Annotated in this window: 19 protein-coding genes; 12 read left to right on the top strand and 7 right to left on the bottom strand. The window is 72.5% G+C overall.

Translation table 11 applies throughout. The annotated features are described in order from the left end of the window. Window positions 1-255 precede the first annotated feature (255 nt). From ACO0E0_RS02195 to ACO0E0_RS02165, 7 genes are all read left to right on the top strand, one after another. On the top strand, window positions 256-1,602 hold the full coding sequence (locus ACO0E0_RS02195) for a bifunctional phosphopantothenoylcysteine decarboxylase/phosphopantothenate synthase (protein ID WP_422869761.1): 1,347 nt from the start codon (window positions 256-258) through the stop codon (window positions 1,600-1,602). A gap of 71 nt (window positions 1,603-1,673) precedes the next feature. Further along, window positions 1,674-2,069 (top strand): DoxX family protein, encoded by a 396-nt coding sequence (locus ACO0E0_RS02190; protein ID WP_422869760.1) that lies wholly within the window; start codon window positions 1,674-1,676, stop codon window positions 2,067-2,069. Next, complete coding sequence (locus ACO0E0_RS02185) at window positions 2,066-2,596, top strand: DUF1810 domain-containing protein (RefSeq protein ID WP_422869759.1); 531 nt, start codon at window positions 2,066-2,068, stop codon at window positions 2,594-2,596. Before ACO0E0_RS02190 ends, ACO0E0_RS02185 begins: the two co-directional genes overlap by 4 nt. A 61-nt stretch (window positions 2,597-2,657) precedes the next feature. Beyond that, window positions 2,658-3,308, top strand: a complete 651-nt coding sequence (locus ACO0E0_RS02180) for a GntR family transcriptional regulator (protein ID WP_422869758.1) — start codon at window positions 2,658-2,660, stop codon at window positions 3,306-3,308. 183 nt (window positions 3,309-3,491) lie between these two features. Then, window positions 3,492-3,962 carry a MarR family transcriptional regulator gene (locus ACO0E0_RS02175; RefSeq protein WP_422869757.1) on the top strand — a complete coding sequence of 157 codons (471 nt, stop codon included), beginning with the start codon at window positions 3,492-3,494 and terminating at the stop codon, window positions 3,960-3,962. Window positions 3,963-4,571: 609 nt separating this feature from the next. Beyond that, the gene (locus ACO0E0_RS02170) at window positions 4,572-5,303 is read left to right on the top strand and encodes an aggregation-promoting factor C-terminal-like domain-containing protein (RefSeq protein ID WP_422869756.1); all 732 of its coding nucleotides are present in this window, start codon (window positions 4,572-4,574) and stop codon (window positions 5,301-5,303) included. Between the two features lie 343 nt (window positions 5,304-5,646). Beyond that, the gene (locus ACO0E0_RS02165) at window positions 5,647-6,282 is read left to right on the top strand and encodes an MOSC domain-containing protein (RefSeq protein WP_422869755.1); all 636 of its coding nucleotides are present in this window, start codon (window positions 5,647-5,649) and stop codon (window positions 6,280-6,282) included. On the opposite strand, the gene ACO0E0_RS02160 is transcribed toward ACO0E0_RS02165, so the two are convergent. Then, the gene (locus tag ACO0E0_RS02160; protein WP_422869754.1) at window positions 6,233-6,688 is read right to left on the bottom strand and encodes an MmcQ/YjbR family DNA-binding protein; all 456 of its coding nucleotides are present in this window, start codon (window positions 6,686-6,688) and stop codon (window positions 6,233-6,235) included. The genes ACO0E0_RS02165 and ACO0E0_RS02160 overlap by 50 nt on opposite strands. Window positions 6,689-7,031: 343 nt before the next feature. Here ACO0E0_RS02160 and ACO0E0_RS02155 point away from each other — a divergent pair, with 343 nt between their 5' ends. Beyond that, window positions 7,032-7,943, top strand: coding sequence for a hypothetical protein (locus ACO0E0_RS02155; protein ID WP_422869753.1), 912 nt, complete (start codon window positions 7,032-7,034; stop codon window positions 7,941-7,943). Between the two features lie 109 nt (window positions 7,944-8,052). Here the strand turns inward: ACO0E0_RS02155 and cysE are convergent, their stop codons facing one another. Together cysE and cysK are read right to left on the bottom strand one after the other, a co-directional pair. After that, entirely contained in the window at window positions 8,053-8,574 is a 522-nt protein-coding gene (cysE, locus tag ACO0E0_RS02150) for a serine O-acetyltransferase (protein WP_422869937.1), read from the bottom strand. Window positions 8,575-8,633: 59 nt separating this feature from the next. After that, complete coding sequence (gene cysK / locus ACO0E0_RS02145) at window positions 8,634-9,572, bottom strand: cysteine synthase A (RefSeq protein ID WP_422869936.1); 939 nt, start codon at window positions 9,570-9,572, stop codon at window positions 8,634-8,636. 467 nt (window positions 9,573-10,039) lie between these two features. On the opposite strand from cysK, the gene ACO0E0_RS02140 reads away from it, so the two are divergent. After that, complete coding sequence (locus tag ACO0E0_RS02140) at window positions 10,040-11,107, top strand: beta-ketoacyl-ACP synthase III (RefSeq protein WP_422869752.1); 1,068 nt, start codon at window positions 10,040-10,042, stop codon at window positions 11,105-11,107. 41 nt (window positions 11,108-11,148) lie between these two features. After that, window positions 11,149-11,970: an enoyl-CoA hydratase/isomerase family protein gene (locus ACO0E0_RS02135; protein WP_422869751.1), complete on the top strand. Its 822-nt coding sequence runs from the start codon at window positions 11,149-11,151 to the stop codon at window positions 11,968-11,970. Between the two features lie 253 nt (window positions 11,971-12,223). Here ACO0E0_RS02135 and ACO0E0_RS02130 read toward each other — a convergent pair whose 3' ends face one another. Then, on the bottom strand, window positions 12,224-13,162 hold the full coding sequence (locus ACO0E0_RS02130; protein ID WP_422869750.1) for an SDR family oxidoreductase: 939 nt from the start codon (window positions 13,160-13,162) through the stop codon (window positions 12,224-12,226). Between the two features lie 744 nt (window positions 13,163-13,906). Beyond that, a complete protein-coding gene (locus ACO0E0_RS02125) occupies window positions 13,907-14,887 on the bottom strand; it encodes an NADPH:quinone oxidoreductase family protein (protein WP_422869749.1) in 981 nt (326 codons plus the stop codon). 217 nt (window positions 14,888-15,104) lie between these two features. On the opposite strand from ACO0E0_RS02125, the gene ACO0E0_RS02120 reads away from it, so the two are divergent. Beyond that, on the top strand, window positions 15,105-16,343 hold the full coding sequence (locus tag ACO0E0_RS02120; RefSeq protein ID WP_422869748.1) for a beta-ketoacyl-[acyl-carrier-protein] synthase family protein: 1,239 nt from the start codon (window positions 15,105-15,107) through the stop codon (window positions 16,341-16,343). Window positions 16,344-16,648: 305 nt separating this feature from the next. Further along, window positions 16,649-17,620: a beta-ketoacyl-ACP synthase III gene (locus ACO0E0_RS02115; RefSeq protein WP_422869747.1), complete on the top strand. Its 972-nt coding sequence runs from the start codon at window positions 16,649-16,651 to the stop codon at window positions 17,618-17,620. An 833-nt stretch (window positions 17,621-18,453) separates the two neighbouring features. On the opposite strand, the gene ACO0E0_RS02110 is transcribed toward ACO0E0_RS02115, so the two are convergent. After that, window positions 18,454-19,476 (bottom strand): dipeptidase, encoded by a 1,023-nt coding sequence (locus tag ACO0E0_RS02110; protein ID WP_422869746.1) that lies wholly within the window; start codon window positions 19,474-19,476, stop codon window positions 18,454-18,456. After that, window positions 19,473-20,939, bottom strand: a complete 1,467-nt coding sequence (locus ACO0E0_RS02105; RefSeq protein WP_422869745.1) for an FAD/NAD(P)-binding protein — start codon at window positions 20,937-20,939, stop codon at window positions 19,473-19,475. Before ACO0E0_RS02105 ends, ACO0E0_RS02110 begins: the two co-directional genes overlap by 4 nt. Window positions 20,940-21,043 lie beyond the last annotated feature (104 nt).

The raw sequence follows: 21,043 nt of genomic DNA, 5'->3' as shown, positions 1-21,043 counted from the left end.
TCGCAGCGCGTCCTGCAGAGCAGCCCCGACCCCGGCAGCGGGCACGGCCGCCACCACGCGGGGCCAGGCACCAGCCGCCACCGCCACACGGCGCGGGCGGGTGCCCAGCGGCGGTCCCATCCCGGCGATCCCGTCGCGGCGATCCCGTCGCGGCGATCCCGTCCCCGCGGTCCCGTCCCCACGGTCCCGGCACGGCGATCCCGTCCCGGCGATCCCGTCCCCGCCGCAGGACGACCCCGCTGGTAGCGTCGGGGCGTGACCGATCGAAGCACTCTCGCCCGGACCGTCGTCGTCGGCATCACCGGTGGCATCGCGGCGTACAAGGCGGTCGGCGTCGTCCGCGCGTTCGTCGGGCTCGGCCACGACGTCCACGTCGTCCCCACCGAGGGCGCACTGCGGTTCGTCGGCCTCCCCACCCTCGAGGCGATCAGCCGCAACCCCGTCTCCACGAGCGTGTTCGAGGAGGTCGCCGAGGTCCGCCACGTCGCGCTCGGCCGCCGGGCGGACATCATCGTGATCGCCCCCGCCACCGCAGACGCGATCGCCCGGATGGCGCACGGACTCGCTCCGGACCTCCTCGGGACGACGCTCCTCGCGACGACCGCGCCCCTCGTGATCGCCCCCGCGATGCACCCGCAGATGTGGGAGCACCCGGCCACGCGGGCGAACATCGAGACCCTCCGGTCGCGCGGCGTGCACGTCGTCGGCCCCGAGACCGGGCCTCTGACGGGCGGCGACTCCGGCATCGGCCGGATGTCCGAACCGGACGACATCGTCGCGGCCGCGCTCGCGGTCCTGGACGCCGGCAGTCCGGCCTCCGGACCGCGGTCGGTCCCCGACGACGGACTGGAGGCGCGGGGCACCGCCGCCCCGCGCCTCCAGTCCGCCGACCGCCCGGACGCCCGCCGCGGCGACCTCTCCGGCACCCGGATCGTGGTGAGTGCCGGAGGCACGCGCGAGCCGTTCGACCCGGTGCGGTTCGTCGGGAACCGGTCGAGCGGCCGTCAGGGACTGGCGATCGCGGCCGAGGCTGCGGCCCGCGGGGCGACGGTGACCGTGGTCAGTGCGAACATCGAACCCGGCGTGTTGGCCGCACTGCGCGAGACGGACGCGCCGATCGACCCGACGGTGGTCCCCGTCGGCACGGCAGCGGAGCTCGCGGCGGAGATGCACCGACTGGCCGACGACGCCGACGTGCTCGTGATGACGGCGGCCGTCGCCGACTACCGGCCGGCCGACGTCCTCGACGCCAAGCTCAAGAAGGAGTCCGCCGGGGACAGCATCACTCTGACGCTCGTGAAGAACCCCGACGTGCTCGCCGAGCTCGTGGCCGCACGACGCCCTGGGCAGCTCGTGGTCGGGTTCGCTGCCGAGACCGAGCCGGACCGAGCAGCCCGTCTCGAACTCGGACGCGCCAAGATCGCGCGGAAGCCCGCCGACATGCTCGTCGTCAACCACGTCGGGTGGACCTCCGGGTTCGAGGCCGAGGAGAACGCGATCGAGGTCCTCGTCCCGGGCGGGGAGCTGGTCCGCGAGGCGTCCGGCAGCAAGTCCGAGGTTGCGCACGTCCTCCTCGACCTCGTGGCGACCGCGCTCGTCTGAGTCCCGTCCGCAGGACGGCGCCGGCCGACCGCGGTGCACCGCGCTGCACGCGAGGGGTCCACGATGGACGCATGGGACGATCCGCACGCGCTCGACGCGCCTCCACCATCGCCGGCCGCATCGCGCTCCTGCTGGGTGCGTCCGGGGTGCTCCACATGGTCCGGCCCGGCACGTTCGTGCGCATCGTGCCACGCGGTCTGCCCGCCCGGACCACGACGTACGCGTCGGGTGTCGCGGAACTCGCCATCGCGGCCGGACTCCTCGTGCCGCGGACCCGGCGCCGTGCAGGACTCGCCGCCGCCGCACTGTTCCTCGCGGTGTTCCCCGCGAACGTGAAGATGGCGCGGGACCTGCTCGACAACCCGCGCTCGCCGAGACCGCTGCGGATCGTCGCACTCCTCCGGCTCCCCCTGCAGCTGCCCCTCCTCGCCTGGGCGCTCCGCATCGCCCGGCACGCCCGCCCGTGATCGACGCAGAACGCGCGGGCCACGATCCCGCCGACCTCGATCCGTTCGACCTCCGCCGGTTCGTCCTCGCGCAGGACGGTGTCCACGACCGAGCGGTCGCCGAGCTGCGGGCCGGTCGGAAGACGTCGCACTGGATGTGGTTCGTGTTCCCGCAGATCCGTGGCCTCGGCACGAGTCCCATGGCGACGCGGTACGCGATCGGGTCCCTCGCGGAGGCTCGTGCGTACCTCCGGCACCCGGTTCTCGGGCCACGGCTCGGGACGGCCGTCGACGCTGCGAGGACCGCTCCCGCGGCGGACGTCGGAGCCCTGCTCGGCGGGATCGATGCGATGAAGCTGCGCTCGTCGATGACCCTGTTCGCCCGAGCCGCCGACGACGGCGCAGTCGACAGCGCAGGTGACGGCGCGCGCGACGGGGCTGGCGACGGCGCACGAGCGCCGTTCGACGCGGTGCTCGCGCGGTGGTTCGCCGGCGAGGACCCGGCGACCCTCCGTCTGCTCGACGACGCGCTGGGCTCGGACCGATGAACGCGCCGGCGTATATCAGGTACATTGGGGCAGACTGCAGAACCTGAGCCGAAGGAACATCATGCCCGTCCCCCGTAGCGAGCCCACCGAGCACCAGCTCCTCCGCGACACCGTCCGGGAGAAGATCCACTCGGCGATCATGGACGGCACCCTGGAGCCCGGCGAGCGCCTCAACGACGACGAGCTCATCTCCTGGCTCGGCGTCTCCCGCACCCCGATCCGGGAGGCCCTCAGCCAGCTCGCGCGCGCCGGCCTCATCGAGATGGCCCCGAACCGGTACACCCGTGTCACGACGCCGAACGAACACGAGGTCGTCGAGGCGCTGCAGACCCTCGGGGTGCTCTTCGGCGGCGTCGTGCGCCTGGCCGTGCCGTTGCTCACCGAACCGACCCGCAAGAAGATCATCGCCGCGGTCGACAAGAACGTCGCCGAGATGGAAGCGCACGACGTCAAGGCCGTCAACACCGACGCCCTCGCCGTGTTCGCGATGTTCGTCGAGGAGTGCGGGAACCCGTCGCTCCAGCGCGTGTGCAAGGACACCATGGACGGTCTCGCGTTCCGGCTCCGCCTGCCGAACCTCGACACGATCGTCGACTGGGACACCATGATCACGGACTTCCGGCGCCTGCGGGACGCCATCGTGGCGAAGGACGGGATCGCGGCCGAGCTCGCGACCGAGGCCATCCACCAGCTGCCCGGCGACGAGCGCTGACGGGTGCCCGACCGGCCGTCCGACGGGCTGGGGACGGCCTGGGTCGGTGGGTGGGCCTCCCGTCCGCCGATCGGTGGGTCTGGCCTCCGTCCGCCGGGCGGTCCACGCGAGGGTCCGTCGTCAGTCGAACGGGCCGACCGCTACGATCGCGGTGACGACGAGTTCGCGACCCGACGGAGCAGCATGATCGAGAACCCCATCGACGAGAGCGAGCGAGCGGTCGATCGCGAGGTGGTGGCGGCGCGGCTCGCGGTCGCCGTCGGTCGCATCAACCGCCGTGCCCGGAACAGCAGCGAAGAGTTGAGCTACGGCCTCGTGTCGGCGTTGGCCTCGATCGTCCGGCTCGGCCCGATCCGGCCCGGCGACCTCGCGCGGGCCGAGGTCATCACGAAGCCGACGACCACGCGGGTGCTGGGCGAGCTCGAGTCGCGAGGGTTCGTGCAGCGCGCGGACGATCCGACCGATGGCCGCGCGTTCGTGGTGCGAGCCACGCCGGCGGGGGTCCGAGCGGTGTCGTCGGCACGGGCCGAGCGCGCTGGGCTGGTGACGGAGCTCCTCGCGGACCTGGACGACGAGGACATCGCCGCGATCGCCGGGGCGCTCGGGGCGCTCGAGCGGGTCGCGCGGGTGGAAGAGGATCCGCGGAGCGTCTGAGTCCGGCGCGGGCGTCGACGGGCGGCGCGTGCCGTCCGACGTCGGCGTCTGCAGCAGTGCCGGGTTGTTCGGGTGGACGGATGGTTCTGCCAGGTGCTGCGCACGACTCGTCCAGCATTCGATGCGATGGTGTCGGCTTCGCCCCGCGCCGGGTGTTCAGGACACTTCGCAATCGCACGGAGAACGTTCCCCGGAGCCGGGACACGTCGCCGGAGCCGGACCGGGATCGTCCTGATCAATCGACGCCGTCCTCCTGCGGAACCCGCTCCCGAAGTGGGTCCAGCGAGGACGACGTCCCGGCGACGACCGGCGGACGAGCGGGTCCACACCACCGCTCGCCACACCCGACATCCGGGTCGCATCGCTGCTGTCGAGCCCGTTGGCCGGCGAGCAGGTGTGCGACTGCCCGCGGCACCGGGACCCGGAACGTCGGCCCAGACACGGATCGCTGTGACAGAACTCCACGAGAACACCATCACCTCCCCCGACACCCTCCCGGCTGTCGACGCAGCTCGACCGACCCCCGTTCCTGCGCCTCCAACCCGGCGTGCGGCACGTCGTCGTCGCCGTACCGTTCGTCGTCGGAAGATCGGCGCAGGCGTCGTCGCGGTGACGATCGTCGCCGGCGGCGTGCTCGCCGTCACGACGCAGCGCGGTGTCGGCGAGGCGTTCGGCGTCGGAGACCCAATCGGCGTGCCTGCCGCGACGCAGTCCGTGATGAGTCAGCGTGACCTCGCGAAGGCGCAGGCCGCAGCCACGATGTCGACGGCCCGCACCGTCCTCGACACCGCCAACGCCTCGACCGACACGAGCGACCTCGAGCGAGACATCGCCGCACTGTCGGACTACCACTCGCTCGGGGCCGTGCAGCTCCAGCAGCAGATCTCGGAGACCGTGACGAGTTCGACGGAGGTTCAGGAACAGTCCGCGATCGACGCGAAGTCCGAGGCCGACGCGGCAGTTGCTGCCGCCGCAGCCGCCGCAGCTGCCGCGCAGGCACAGGCCGCTGCCGAGGCCCAGGCCGCCGCGAACACCCCGTCCGGTGCGAAGGCGACTGCAGCGTCGATGGCGGCGACGCAGTACGGCTGGGGCGCCTCGCAGTTCGCGTGTCTGAACTCGCTCTGGACGAAGGAGTCGGGCTGGAACTACCGGGCGTCGAACGGGAGCTCGGGCGCCTACGGGATCCCGCAGTCCCTGCCCGGCTCGAAGATGGGCACGATCGCTGCCGACTGGCAGACCAACGCGTCGACGCAGGTCGCGTGGGGACTGCGGTACATCCGCGCCGCGTACGGGACCCCCTGCGCAGCATGGGCGCACTCCCAGGCGTTCAACAACTACTGAGGCTGTCGGCGCGATCCAGGACGACGACGCCGTCCCGACGTCCGAGCACCCGCTGTCGCGGCGCATCCCTGAGTTGTCGACGCAGCCCCCTCCCGGCGGCACTTCCTCAAGCCACCAGCCGAGTCGCACTCGCCCGCCGGGCGCGGACCGCCACACCCGGTGAGCAGATTTCTCCCCGTCGGACGGTGCACGCCCGTCGCGGCACGCAGAGCGCTCCTCGTTCAGGGGCAGGTGTGCATCGACGGGAGAACCGAGCGCTGACGGCGGAATCGCTCGTCGAGAACCACTCCCCGACGTGCAATGACCTCTGGCGGCTCCTGCACGACTCCGGCACGATGGAGGCATGCCCATCATCACGGCCGTCTGCCGCGTCGATCGACTGCTCCGCGACTCCGGGACGATCGGCGTCACCGCGATCGACAAACGCCCGGTCGACGGTCCGGTGCGGATCCGTCCGCTCGGGCTCCACGCAGACGTCCAGGCGGATCGGAAACACCACGGCGGTGAGGACCAGGCCGTGTACGCCTACAGCGACGACGATGCCGCACACTTCGCAGCGGAACTCGGCCGTCCGATCCCGCCGGGGCTGTTCGGGGAGAACCTCCGAGTCGGCGGACTCGACGTGACTCGCGCGCTGGTCGGGGAACGATGGCGCGTCGGCGAGTCGCTCGTGCTCGAGGTCACCTTCCCCCGGATCCCGTGCGGGACCTTCGCGCGACGCATGGGCATCGACAAGTGGGTGAAGCGGTTCACCGAGGAAGGACGCCCCGGTGCGTACCTGCGCGTCGTCAAGTCCGGGCCGGTCCGTGCCGGAGACACGTTCACGGTCGTCGAACAACCGGACCATGGGGTGACGATCGGTGACGTCTTCCGCGGTCTCGAACCGGGCCAGGCCGCCGCGCTGTTGCGCAGCGTCCGGCCTGTTCCGGTCAAACTGCGCACCGAGGCGGAGAAGACACTGGCCCGGGCCGGGGCCTGACCAGCGGCTCCATCGCTCGCACGTCCTGGTCCGGTTCGTCGCGCACGGGATCGATCGGTCGACGATCCCGCGGCAGGGTGCTCACGATCAGGTCGTAGGAGTTCCCGACGAGGTCCTCGACGAGTCGCTCGGTCACGTCTGCGCCCGGCCCGATGGTCACCCAGTGCCGCTTGTTCATGTGGTAGCCGGGGGTGATCGACGGATGGCCCGCGAGGAGCGCGACGACGTGTGGGGGTGCCGCCTTGAGGGTGACCATCGCCGATCCGTTCCGCTCGCTCACGATCACGAACACCTTGTCGACGACCTTGTACACGTCGGTGCCCTCGCCGAACGGCTGGCCCTTCGTCGCCGCGGGCAAGCCGGTCGCCACGCGATCGGCGATGCGTTGCAGTGCTGTTCCGTCCATGGAGACAGCCTGCCGCGCGGCGCCGACTCACGCGAGCGGATCCGCCGCCGAATCAGGAAGGTGCGGCGCGGGTCTGGCTGGGGCCGCGCCTCCAGGGCGAGTTCCTGCGTTCTCCGCACTGTCGCGACCGTCTCGAGCCAGCGGAGCTGACGAACCCAGCGGAGCTGACGGACCCGGCGCAGCCGGGCGGCCCGACAGGCCCGTGTGCCGGAGCGCTTGCGCAGCGCTCCGGCGATGGACGGGAGGTGCGGCTCGTCCTCCACAGATCGCCTCGCCGCCGACTCGTCCACAGGAGCGCTGCTCGCGTCCCCGCGCAGCTCGTAGGGGCCGGAGAGTGTCGGACATGACGACCATCGCAAGCATCGTGACCGACGGGGGCGGGCTCCTGCACAAGCGCGACCTCGTGCGTGCTGGAGCTCGTGACCGGCACCTCACCGCCGCCGTGCGGAAGGGCACCGTCCGGAGACCGCGCCGTGGCTGGTACTCCACCTGGCCACCGGACGACCCGCGGTTCATCGCGGTCCAGGTCGGGGGACGGCTCACCGGGCTCGCCGCCCTGACCTCGCTGCTGCCGTGGCGATGGAGCCGGACCCCACCACAGATCGTCGTCTCGGTCCCGCGGAACGCAGCGCGACTCCGCCATCGTCCCGGTGTCCGCGTGGTGTACGACCCACCGGCGGTCCAGTCCCGCGGGACGACCTGGCGGGTGGATGTGGTGGACGCCTTCGCTCGAGCGGTGCTCGAAGCGCCGTTCGAGGAAGCCGTTGCGCTCGTGGACTGGGCGATGCGGACGTTCGCCCTCACACGTGGGCAGCTCCTCGCGGCGGTGGGGCGGCTGCCGGCGGACGCACGCCGGATCCTGTCCTGGGCCGATCCGCGCTGCGACACGTTCCCGGAGAGCATCGCGCGGACACGGCTGCGCCTGCGCGGACATGCCGTTCGGTCACAGGGGCCGCTCCCGAACGGACAACGGATCGACCTCGTCGTCGACCGTCGGATCGGGCTCGAGGTCGACGGACGAGAGCACCACGCGTTGTCGTTCGAGGCCGACCGGAGAAAGGACCTCACCATCCTGAACGCCGGGCTCGTGCCGGTCCGGGTGACCGTGGCGATGCTGCGCGAGTCGTGGACCATGGTCCAGACGGCGCTCGAAGCAGTCGTTCCGCCGGGTCGGCCGGCGCGCCCACGACCACGATTCGTGCCGATCCGACGGTCCGGCCCGCGACGCAGACGGGAGTGGTGGCTGCCGAGGTGACGCCCGGGCCCTGGAACGACATCGGGGGACCCTTCGCGCACGGGCGCACGGGCGCACGGGCGCACGGGCGCACGGGCGCCAGGGCGCACAGGCTCACAGGCCCACGGGCTCACCGCGGCCGCGCGACTCCTGGCTGACCGGTGACGACGGATGAGGCCGGCACGTCGCGCGTGACGACCGTGTTGGCCCCGACGACCGTGTCCGCTCCGACGGAGATCGCGCCGAGGACGGACGACCCCGCGCCGAGCACGACGCGGTCTCCGATCGTCGGGTGCCGTTGCCCGTGGCCGCCGCCCTTCCCGCCCAGGGTGACCCCGTGGTAGATGACGACGTCGTCCCCGATGACCGCGGTCTCCCCGATGACGACTCCCATGCCGTGGTCCACGAAGAACCTTCGGCCGATGCGTGCTCCGGGGTGGATCTCGACACCGGTCGCCGTCCTGACGAGCTGCGCGAGCACGCGCGCGGCGAATCTCGACGCGGGAAGCCCATTGGCGCACCAGAGGCGGTGAGCGAGGCGGTACCCCCACACAGCGTGGAGTCCGGAATACACGATCGCGACCTCGACGTCGCCGCGCGCCGCCGGGTCGACACGGCGTGCGGCGCGGATGTCCTCACGCAGACGATTCAGGAACCCGACGGATCGGCGGCCCCTCGGGCCGGGCTGACCGCCGCGGTGTCCTGCAGAGCTCACTCCGCCAGGTCCTGGTACAGCATCGTCGACAGGTACCGCTCCCCCGTGTCGCAGACCACGGCGACGATGCGCTTGCCGGCGTTCTCGGGTCGAGCCGCGATCTCGAGGGCCGCGTGCACGATCGCTCCGGAGGAGATCCCCGAGAAGATGCCTTCCTGCGTGGCCAGCGCTCGGGCCACGCGCAGGGCGTCGTCGAGCTCCACGTCGATGACCTCGTCGATGACCGAGCGGTCCAGCACCTCAGGAACGAAGTTCGCCCCGATGCCCTGGATCTTGTGCGGACCCGCAGTCCCCTTCGTCAGCAGCGGTGAGTCGGCCGGCTCGACCGCGACGATCTGCACGCCGGGAACCTGCTCCTTCAGGACCTGACCGACGCCGGTGATCGTCCCGCCCGTGCCGACGCCCGCGACGAAGAAGTCGACCCTGCCGTCGGTGTCCCGGAGGATCTCCGGTGCGGTGGTCGCGCGGTGGATCGCGGCGTTCGCGGCGGTCTCGAACTGGTGGGCGAGGATCGCTCCCGGCGTCTGCTCGACGATGTCGGCCGCCCGTGACACTGCGCCCTTCATCCCCTCGGACCCTGGCGTCAGCACGATCTCGGCGCCGTAGGCCCGCATGACCGCACGCCGCTCGACACTCATCGTCTCCGGAATGGTCAGGACGACTCGGTAGCCACGCGCTGCGCCGACGAGTGCGAGGGCGATGCCGGTGTTGCCACTCGTGCCCTCGACGATCGTGCCACCGGGGCGGAGCGCTCCTGACTTCTCCGCAGCATCGACGATCGCGACTCCCAGACGGTCCTTGACGCTGGCACCGGGGTTGTAGAACTCGAGCTTCGCGAGGACCTCGGCGCCACCGGCCACTGGAAGGCGGTTGAGGCGGACGAGTGGCGTGTTGCCGAAGGCCTGCGTGATGTCGTCGTGGATCCTGCCGGTCATCGTCATCCCGTTCTCGAGGTGCATCCGGCGCCGTACGAGTGCGGCCGGTCAAGGCCGATTCTATGCATCCGACTCGATCTCGAACCGTGTATGACGCACCGCGCGGGGCGGGCGCGAGCCGTGCCTCCAGTCCGTCCAGCGGTCGGCCCGGCAGGAATCGTCGGTCCGCGCTGACGTCTCCGTGTGACGGGCCACGTCGACTCCGGCGCCCGGACGGGAGGCGCAACTCGCGTCCGCCACGCCGACTCGCCCGGCGACGCGCCGGTTCTGCAGGACGCGGTCGCGCGATGCGCATGGAGGGCCAGACCGGGTCCGTCATCCCCGGAACCGCCACCGCCGCGCGGGACGGACCTCCCCCGAGACGCTCGACACAGCCTTCCTGAACTCGCGCTGCGAAGCACGTCGCGGAACTGAGGTGGACCAAACCCGCGCTTTTCCTGCGACGAACACATAACGTGTCTTCCACCATGCGTAGTGCAGCGACGAATTCGTACTCCCGCATCCTCAGCGTCGGGGGCGTCCGCGGCGATCTCGTCGTGCCGAACGACGACCTGGTCGGCCCGATCGACTCCTCCGACGAGTGGATCCAGCGCCGGACCGGCATCGTGACGCGTCGGCACGCCCGGAAGGAGGTCCTCGTGCAGGACCTCGCCGAGCAGGCCGGCCGCAGCGCGATCGAGGCCGCCGGGATCGACCCCGAGCAGGTCGATGCGGTGATCTGCGCCAGCATCTCGTGGATGCAGACCACGCCGGCGATGGCCCCGCTCGTGGCACACCGGCTCGGCACCGGGCCCGGGACCGCCGCCTTCGACTCCAACGCCGCGTGCGCCGGGTACTGCTACGGCATCGGTCAGGCCGACGCAATGATCCGGTCCGGCCTCGCGAAGCACGTGCTCGTGATCGGCGCGGAGAAGATCTCCGACTTCATCGAGCCCACCGACCGGACCATGTCGTTCATCATGGGCGACGGTTCAGGAGCCGCGCTCGTCGGCCCGAGCGACACCCCGGCGATCGGTCCGACCGTGTGGGGCTCGGACGGGCGCCTCAACGACGCGATCGGGCTGACGCACTCCTGGCTCGACTTCAAGTTCGCCGCGGAGGACGAGCACGTCCCGTGGCCGACGGCTCGTCAGGACGGGCCGTCCGTGTACCGCTGGACGCAGACCGCGCTCCCCGAACTCGCCCTCAAGGCCATCTCGGACGCTGGGTTGACTCCGAAGGACATCGAGGTCTTCATCCCCCACCAGGCGAACCTCCGGATCGTCGAGGGCCTGCACGGCCGACTCGGGTTGAACGACGACGTCGTGGTCGCACGCGACATCGTCGACACCGGCAACACCTCCTCGGCATCCGTGCCGCTCGCCACGGAACGGCTCCTCCGCGAAGGGCTTGCCCAACCCGGGCAGATCGCTCTGCAGTTCGGGTTCGGCGCCGGCCTCGCGTACGCGGTCCAGGTCGTGGAGCTGCCCCAGCACGTCGGCGTCGCCGGACCAGGCGCGCCCGTTCCTGCAGAATCAGCAGCGGTCCCCGTCTGACGCGTTGCCGCGGCACGGAATCGCCGCCGGAAGGTCCCGAAATGCCCGACATCATTCCTGAGCCGACATCCGAGCCCGCCCTCCTGATCACGCGACCGGCGGCGGGCGTCGTCCTCGTGACACTGAACCGGCCGGCACGACTCAACGCGATCACGGTCGGCATGTTCGCCGAGCTCGAGGCGTTGGCCATGTCGCTCGCGCAGGACGACTCGGCTCGCGTGCTCGTCCTCACCGGAGCTGGTCGCGGATTCTCCGCGGGATACGACCTCGACGAAGCGAAGGAGCTCCCGCACCTCACCGCGATCGACATGTTGGAACGGCAGGAAGCTGCGGCTCGGGCGCTCGTCGGCATCCGGACGCTCCGCCTCCCGGTCATCGCGGCGGTGAACGGCCCCGCAGCCGGTGGCGGGTTCTCACTCGCACTCGCAGCGGACATCCGGATCGCCGCTCCGACGGCCACGTTCGTCGCGTCCTTCGTTCGCATCGGCCTCTCGGCGGGCGACCTCGGGCTGTCCTGGCTGCTGCCTCGGGTCATCGGCAGTGGTCGGGCGAACGAGATCGCCTTGACGGGTCGAACGGTCCGTGCCGATGAAGCCGCGGACATCGGACTGGTGTCGCGCATCGTTCCTGCAGAATCACTGCTGGAGTCCGCGATGGAGACAGCCGCCGCGATCGTCGGGAACTCGCCGTCGGGCGTCAAGTTCTCCAAGCGTGCACTCCAGCACAACCTCGAGATCGGGTCGTATGCGGCGGCGATCGAGTTCGAGAGCCGCGGGCAGGCACTGCTCACCCGGACTTCCGACATGGCCGAGGCACTCACGGCGTTCATCGAGAAGCGCCCGCCCGAGTTCACCGGTCGCTGAGGGCTTCCCGGCACGGAGCCCCGACCGGAGTCGGATTCCTGCAGAGCCGACACCTGACAACCCGCGCACCCACCGGACGGGAGGCCCGGTGCGAGCCCGACCCGCCCCTCCAGGCCGTGACGATCCTGCCGAGCCCCCACCGCCCCGCCGGACGAGCCGCCGCCGACCGTCCGAACGAGCCCGCACCGCGCCGCCGAACGAGCGCCGACGGCGCAGGATGGAACGACGGGGCCCCGGCATGCACGACGCGTCGCTACCGCAACTCCGAGGACACGCCCCCCTGCTGCGCCTTCGTCGCCGCCGCGGCGGCCTTGCCTCGCGTGCGGATCGCCGCCCAGTCGTCGGCGGTCAGGTGCGTCAGGTCCGAGAACGTCGACGGCCCGGCGAGTCGCTGACCGCCGTCCATCGCGATCGTCTCCCCGGTCAGGTAGTCGCACGCGTCGGAGAGCAGGAACATGACGAGGTTCGCGACCTCGTCCGGCCTGCCGAACCGTCCTGCGGGAACACCGCGGACGTCGGTCGCGCCGATGACCGAGGCGTCTCCAGGATCGAGGACGTCCCACGCGAAGTCCGTCGGGATCGGTCCCGGGGCGACCGCGTTGAGCCGGATCCCGTAGTGCGCCCACTCCACGGCGAGCGACATCGTCATCGCGTTCACCGCTGCCTTCGACATCGCGGACGGCACCACGTACGCCGACCCCGTCTCCACCCACGTCGTCAGGAGGGACAGCACCGAACCCGGGAGCCGGTCCTTGATCCATCGCCGGCCGACCGCGTGCGTCACGTGGAACGACCCGTTGATCACGGTCGACGTCACAGCGGCGAACGCGCGAGCACTCAACGACTCGGTCGGGGCGATGAAGTTCGCGGCAGCACCGTTCACGACGCCGGTCAGAGGACGACCACCGTCGAAGATGCGGTCGACCGAGGCGTCGACGGCCTCGGCGTCGCGGACGTCCACCGAGTCGACCATCACCCGGGCCGGATCGCCGAGCATCGCGATCTCGCTCGCCGCCGCCTCGAGGACGTTGCGGCGCCGACCCCAGAGCACGACCTCGGCACCGTGGGCAAGCAGCGCGCCGGCGATCGCCTTGCCGAGTCCTGAGCCGCCGCCGGTGACGAGGATGCGGTCGCCCTCGAGCATCGTCGGGGAGTACGGGTCTCGGCGGATCTGCTCGGGTTCGCCGGTCATGGGGTTGTCCGTCCGTTCTGCTCCGGGCGCCCCGTCGTCCGCGGGAGCGTCCTCGGTGTTGTCCGGGGGGTCACGGTACCAGGCCGGGCGTGTCGCCGTCGGGTGGAACGGCCGGTCGGCGCGCTCCCACCGCCGGGGCCGCGTCGCCGCCCGTCGGCGCGTCTCCGCTCCAGGCTGGCGCCGTCGGTCAGGCATCCGCAGACGGGAGGCCCGGCTCAGGCCCACCACGTCGCCCGAGCTGGCGGCGCAGGAACGTCCGGCTGCACGCGGTCCGGAGCAGCGGGGACGGCAGGAGTGTCCTGCGCTACCGACATCCGCCGCGCCACGCCAGCCCCCCCCCCGCGGGCATCGGTGTGCTCGTCTTTCGCCGGCAATTCAGGACACCGCCGCGTCACGGCCCACCTGCCCCAGCAGATCGTGCCTCGTTCCTGAGTTGCCCATCCACGCCGCTGCCGACACCCCGCGCGTCCGCCGCTGCCCCAGCCGCAGCCGACCCGCCGCAACGACACTCGCCGGCAATTCAGGACACCGCCGCGCCACGGCCCACCTGCCCCCGCGGATCACGCCGCGTTCCTGAGTTGCCATCCACGCCGCCACCCGCCCACGCCGCCACCCGCCCAGGCCCCGCCACCCGCCCAGGCCCCGCCACCCATCCACGCCGCCACCCGCCCAGGCCCCGCCACCCGCCCAGGCCCCGCCACCCGCCCGGGCCCCGGCACCCGCGCCATCGCCGACACACCACCCTCAGCGCTCGACGACGACCTTGCCCACGGCCTGCCGGGACTCGATGAGGCGCATCGCATCGGCGGCCTGCTCGAACGGGAACACCCGGCCCACCCGCGGGTGGATGCCCCCCGCTGCCATGAGCTCCTCGATCGCGTCGCGCACCATCCGCAGGGTCCCCGGGTACTCGTCGTCGAACGTGTCCATCGAGATGCCCGTCACGGACAGGTTCCTGAGCAGCAGACGGTTGACCTTGACCGATGGGATCGCCCCACCGGCGAACCCGATCACCACGAGCATCCCGCCGGTCCGGAGCGCTCGGAGCGAGTCGGTGAACCGGTCGCCCCCCACCGTGTCGAGGACGGCGTCCACCCCGTGACCGTCGGTCAAGGCGCGGACCTCGTCCTTCCACGGGCCGTCCGAGCGGACCACGGCGAACGCTCCGGCCTCGGATGCGACCGCTGCCTTGGCGTCCGAGGAGACGACGGCGATCGCCCTCGCCCCGAACGCCGGCGCGAGGTCGAGCAGCGCCGTCCCGACACCGCCAGCGGCCCCGTGGACCAGCACCGTGCCTCCAGGCCGGACGCCCGACCGGTGGTAGGCGAACCACGCCGTGGAGTAGTTGAGGTAGACGCCGGCGCCCTCGGCGAAGCTCATCGAGTCGGGGAGCTTGGCGGTGTAGTCCGGTGCGACGACGGCACGCTCGGCGAGTCCGCCCCAGAAGACGATGCTCCCGACGCGGTCGCCGACCGCGAAGCCGGAGCCGACGTCGGCGGACACCACGACACCGGCGATCTCGGACCCGAGCACGTACGGGGCCGGCGCGCCGTACTGGTAGGTCCCGCGGCTCTGCAGGACGTCGATCACGCTCAGCCCGACGGCGCGGACCTCGACCACGACGCGGAGACCGCCGGCCCGGTGATGGGAGTGTTCGGGTTCGGGGACGTCGCGGAGGACCGCGGCGGACGGCCCCTCCAGCCGCTCGATGACGATCGCCTGCACCCGTCGACCCTACCGGGTGCTCCGAATGCAGACCGCGCGACGCCACCAGCACCACGCACGCCGCCAGCGCCGCGCACGCCTCCAGCGCCGCGCACGCCGCAGCACCGCCCCGCCCCGCCACCCGGAGTCTCGTTGGAGGGTCTCGACCGCGGCGCACCCCATCCGTGGTGGGACATCCACCGCCGGGCTCCCACCCTCCCCTGGAAGGATTGACGACATGACCAGCACTCGCGTCGCCGTCACCGGTCTCGGTGCCATCTCCCCTGTCGGCGCCGACGCCCCCACCACGTGGCAGGCGTTCCTCGACGGACGGTCCGGTGTGACGAAGATCGACGAACCCTGGGCCGAGGAGCTCCCGGTCCGCATCGGCGCCCTCGTCGACACGGACGTCACCGAGCACCTGACGGTCCGGGAGCTGAAGCGGATGGACCGCGCCGAGCACCTCGCGATGATCGCCGGGCGCGAGGCATGGACGCACGCCGGGTTCACCGACCAGGACGGCGCGAGCACCCTCGCCGGGGACGACCGAGACCGGGTCGCCGTGGTGGTCGGGACGGCGATCGGTGGCCTGCACTCGACGATCGAGCAACAGCACGCGCTCGAGAACTCAGGACCGCGCAAGGTCCTGCCCCACACCGTGACGATGATGATGGCGAACGGTCCTGCGGCGTGGCTCTCGATGGCGATCGGCGCGCGCGGCGGTGCCAGCGCCCCGGTGTCGGCGTGCGCGTCGAGCACCGAGGCGCTCGGCCAGGCGCGGATGCTCATCGCCTCCGGCGCCGCCGACGTGGTGCTCGCGGGCGGGACCGAGGCCTGCGTCGAGGGCCTCACCCTCGCCGCACTCGCTCAGACCCGCGCCCTGTCCCGCCGTGAGGGCGACCCGACCCTCGCCTCCCGCCCGTTCGACGTCGACCGCGACGGCTTCGTGCTCGGCGAGGGGGCCGCGATGCTCGTCCTCGAGTCCGAGGACCACGCCCGCGCCCGGGGAGCCGACGTCCTGGCGTGGCTCGACGGTTCGGCGGTGACCTCGGACGCGTACGACATCGTCCAGGCCGATCCGGAGAACCAGGCGCGGACGATGTCCCTCGCGCTGCGGGTCGCCGGGCTGTCCGGCGCGGACGTCGGCTTCGTCCACGCGCATGCCACCTCGACCCCGATCGGCGACGCGAACGAGAGCCGGGCGATCCTCGGGTCGATCGGGGACCACGCCGTCGTCACGAGCACGAAGTCGATGACGGGCCACCTCCTCGGGGCGTCCGGCGCACTCGGCGCCGTCGCCGTCGTCGAGGCGCTCCGCTCCGGGACGGTCCCGCCGACGATCAACGTGCAGACGGTGGACCCGGCGATCGAGGTCGACGTCGCCACGACGCAACGGCAGGTCGACGCGGGCGCCGCCGTGCTCAACTCCTTCGGGTTCGGCGGGCACAACGCGACCCTCGTCTTCTCCCACGCCTGACGGCGGCGGCGCCGTGCCGATGCCCTCGGCGGCGCCGTGCCGATGCCCTCGGCGGCGCCGTGCCGACGTCCTCGGCCGCCGCAGTGCCGCGCCGCCGAGGTGCCGCGACCACGCACCGGACGGGAGGCGCGGGTCGGCCCCGCCCCGCGCCTCCCGTCCGGCGGTCCCGCAGGAATGCGGCACCGCGAGGGCCGGTTGTCGCCCACGGAGGGGGCAACGTCCGCCACGAGTGACGCAGCAGCCCGTACCGCACCCACCACGACGCCCCGCACCCCGAGGCGAGCAAGGACCCGGAACCCCTGAACATGCGCAGTCCCGACCCGATCGCGAGCCGCGTCGCGGGGCTCGGCCATCACCGGCCGAGCCGCGTGGTGACGAACGACGAGCTCACCGGCCTCGTCGACACCACCGACGAGTGGATCAGGACGCGGACCGGCATCCGCGAACGACGACTCATGACGAGCGACGACACGGTTGTCTCGATGGGGACCGCCGCCGCGCGGATGGCGTTGACGGATGCGGCGACGGCTCCGCAGGACGTCGACCTCGTCATCCTCGCGAGCATGACGAATCCCGAGCGGTCGCCCTCCGCTGCCGGACAGATCGCGGTCGCACTCGGGATGGACGGCCCGGCAGTGCTCGACGTCAACACGGCGTGCTCCGGGTTCGAGTACGCCCTCGCGATGGCGGACCAGTCGATCCGGTTCGGGTCGGCCACGACGGCACTCGTGATCGGGTCGGAGACGATGTCGCCCGTGCTCGACTGGGCGGACCGTTCGACGTGCGTGCTGTTCGGCGACGGTGCCGGCGCCGCCGTCGTCACCCGAGCCGAGGACGCCGGGATCGGGCCGGTCGCCTGGGGTTCGGTGCCGCGGCTCGTCGGCTCGGTGCAGCTCCCCCCGGCACCCGCCACGTTCGCGCAGGAGGGCGGCGCGATCCTCCGATGGGCGCTGACGGAGGCGAAGGAGCATGCGCTGCGGGCCGTCGAGCTCTCAGGACACGACATCGACGAGATCGAGGTCCTGGCGTTCCACCAGGCGAACCTCCGGATCATCGACCCGCTCGCGGCGGCGCTCGGCGGGGAGGCGAAGATCGTCATCCGCGACCTCGTCACGTCGGGGAACACCTCGGCGGCGTCGATCCCCCTCGGACTCTCGCGCGCGTGGCACGCCGGGGAGCTGCCGCCCGGGGCGCTGGCGCTCCTGTTCGGTTTCGGCGGCGGGTTCACGTACGCCGGGCAGGTCGTCCGCCTGCCGACGCACGACCCCGTCGGCTGAGCGCGTCCGCTCGGCGGGGAGTGCGGGGGGGGCGGCGCGGCCGCGCGGCGGTGGGGCGGTGCGGCGGCGTCGGTCCGGCTTCCAGGGCGGAGCGGGGTGGGGCGGCGTCGGCTGGCGGCGTCGGTCCGGCAGGAAGCAACGCCCGCAGGGCACCCGCCGGGCACCGGCCGCCGGCATCGTCCTGCGGGACCGACGCGCCACCCACCACCGCCGGACGGGAGGCGCGGGGCCAGGCCGACCCGCGCCCCCCGTCTGGATTCGTGACCGACCTGCCGGCATCGGTCCGGCAGGAAGCACCGCCCGCCGGGTGCCCGCCGGGCACCGAACGCCGGCACCCTCCTGCGGAACCGATGCGCCACCCACCACCACCGGACGGGAGGCGCAGGGCCAAGCTGCCGGCGTCGGTCCGGCAGGAAGCACCGCCCGCAGGGCACCCGCCGGGCACCGGCCGCCGGGCACCATCCTGCGGGACCGACGCGCCACCCACCACCACCGGACGGGAGGCGCGGAGCCAGGCCGACCCGCGCCTCCCGTCCGGATTCGTGACCGACCTGCCGGCGTCGGTCCGGCAGGAAGCACCGCCCGCCGGGCACCCGCCCGGGCACCGGCCGCCGGCATCGTCCTGCGGGACCGACACGTCAGCCACCACCGCCGGACGGGAGGCGCGGGGCCAGGCCGCCCCGCGCCTCCCGTCCGGATTCGTCACCGGGCTGGCGGCGTCGGTCCGGCAGGAACCAACGCCCGCAGGGCACCCGCCCGGCACGCGGCGCCGGCATCGTCCTGCGGAACCGACGCACCCCTGACCACCCGCAGGGCACCCGCCGGGCACGCCGTCAGTTCCGGGCGAACCGATCGTCCGTCGCCTCGAGCACGCGGAGGACGTTGCCCCCGGCGAGTGCCCAGAGGTCGGCGTCGGACCAGCCTCGGCGGCGGAGTTCCTCGCCGAGCACCGGGTATCGCGAGACGTCCCGGAGGTCCGCCGGCAGCGTCGGCGTCCCGTCGTAGTCGCCACCGAGTCCGACGTGGGCCGCGCCGGCGATCGCTCTGGCGTGGTCGACGTGGTCAGCGACGTCGGCCACGGACACCGTCGGCGGCGTGCCGGCCCCGTCCCACGCGTCGTACTCGGCGGACACGAACTGCGGCACGAACGTGATCATGACGACGCCCCCGTTCCCGGCCAGTCGCTCGAGGACGTCGTCCGGGACGTTCCGGGGGTGGTCGTGCACCGCGATCGTGGACGAGTGGCTGAAGACCACCGGCGAGGTCGCCACGTCGAGCACGTCCCGCATGGTGTCGGGGCTGACGTGGGAGAGGTCGACGAGCATGCCGATGCGCTCCATCTCGGCGACGATCTCGCGACCGCGGTCGGTCAGTCCGCCGTGTGGGTGCGAACCCGTCGCCGAGTCCGCCCAGGGGGTGTCGTCGGTGTGGGTGAGCGTCATGTACCGGACCCCCAGGCGCGCGAGGGTGCGGAGCACGGCGAGGTCGTCGCCGATCGAGTGGCCCCCCTCCGCACCGAGGAGCGACGCGATCCGGCCCCTGCCCACCGCGTCCCGGACGTCCTGAGCGCTCCGGGCGAGCTGCAGCTCCTCGGGGTACCGCTCCACGAGACGGCGCACGAGGTCGATCTGCTGCAGCGTGCTCCGGACCGGGTCCTGGTCGGCGACGTCGACGTACACCGACCAGAACTGGCCGACGACACCGCCCTCGCGGAGCTTCGGGAGGTCGGTGTGCAGGGTCCGCTCCACGCCGTCGACGCCCTCCACGCTGGAGTTCCGCGAGACCCGACACTCCCACGGCAGGTCGTTGTGGCCGTCGATGACCGGGAACGGGAGGCCGCCGATGCGGTCCGTCATGACGCAGGGCCCGTCGCGGTCGCACCAGCCGTCGTTCCGTGCACGGTTCCTGACGGCCCGACAGTGGGGTCGTGCGCGTCGACCGCGTCGGAGTCCGCGGAGGCTTGGGCTGCAGCCGCGGCGGCGAGCACCTGATCCGCCACCCGGCCGGCGAGCGTGCGGATCTCGCCGATCGCCGTCGTCTCCCACAGCACCCCGCGGAGCGCGTGCCCGATCGCGAGCACCCGACCGCTGGCGATCCCGGTGTCGTCGACCACGGCGGTGGATGACTCGGCTGCCAGACCGAGGCCGAGCGGCTCCGCGACCATCGTGCCGCGCGCGAGCAGCGCATCGGTGAGCGGACTCCAGCCGGGCGTCGTGACGGCACCCGGTCCGGTGCAGAACACCACGGCATCGTGGTCCGCCGGGTCTGCGTCGGTCTGGTACCGCAGGGTACCGGCCTCGACGAGCGCCTCGAGTTCGGCGTGCACCGACGGCGCCATCCGGTGTCGACGCACGTCCCAGCGACGGGCGAGGTGCTCGAGGAACCGCCGACGCTCCGCCTCGGAGAGCCCCGTCCAGTGGTCCATGAGTCGCGGCCGCACCCCGTCGACGACCGCCTGCCACGGGCCGTCGTCCTGCGCAGCCGCCCGGAGCTGCGTCCCGAGGTCGTGCACCAGTTCGCCGAGCGACGTCGCCGACCCGTCCAGCCCGGGTCCAGCCGGGACCGGCGCCGCCAGGTGCACCCCCGGGAGGAGCAGGTGTCGGCTCGTCGCGGTCATCCGCACCCCGTCCCCGCGCCGTGCGAGCATCGTGGCGACGTCGACCATCGTCAGACCCGTGCCGACGAGCAGCACGTCCGCGCCGGCAGGGATCGCGGCGAGCGCGTCGACGGCCCAGGGATCGTCGACCTGCACCGCGGCGCCGGTCGCCCAGGTGGTCGGCGGCGGGTTCCCGAGGGCGAGGACCGCGACGTCCGCGTCGACGGTCCTGCCGTCGGCGAGCACGACGCGCACCCCGGTCCCGGCCGCCGACCCGTCGCCGTCCCGGTCCCCATCTCCGTCCCCATCTCCGTCTCCGTCTCCGTCTCCGTGCAAGACGAGGTCCACCACGTCGCCCTGCACGGCGGTCGCCGCACCGTCGGCCTCCAGCACGCGGAAGCAGTCCTCGACGTAGTCGCCGTACGTGTTCCGGAGCACGAAGTCGCCCGGCTGCACGTCGTGGCCGTGCTCGGCGCACCAGCGGAGGAAGTGCTGGTCGTCGGTCGCCGTGATGCTCATCGTTCGGGCAGGGCTGTTCAGACGGTGGTGCCGGCCCGCACGGCCGTAGGCGAGCCCGCGTCCGACCACCGGCTCGCGCCCGACGACCGTGACCCGTGGCGCGGGCACACCGCGCTCGGCTGCGCGGTCCCGGACAGCGACGGCGACGTACACCGCGCTCGCACCGCCTCCGATGACGACGACCGAGGTCCCTGCAACGTCCATGTGTCGTGCTCCTGCTCTCGCGCGCCGTGCGGGACGCGTCCGTGCCGACGCTACCGGGTCGTTCCCGGGTGGCCGTCGCCGACCGCACCCGCGACCGTCGTACT

It is taken from the genome of Curtobacterium phyllosphaerae, from assembly GCF_049341865.1.
Lineage (GTDB): Bacteria > Actinomycetota > Actinomycetes > Actinomycetales > Microbacteriaceae > Curtobacterium > Curtobacterium phyllosphaerae.
The sequence above is the reverse complement of the archived record's forward strand: the minus strand, read 5'-3'. Positions and strand labels throughout refer to the sequence as shown.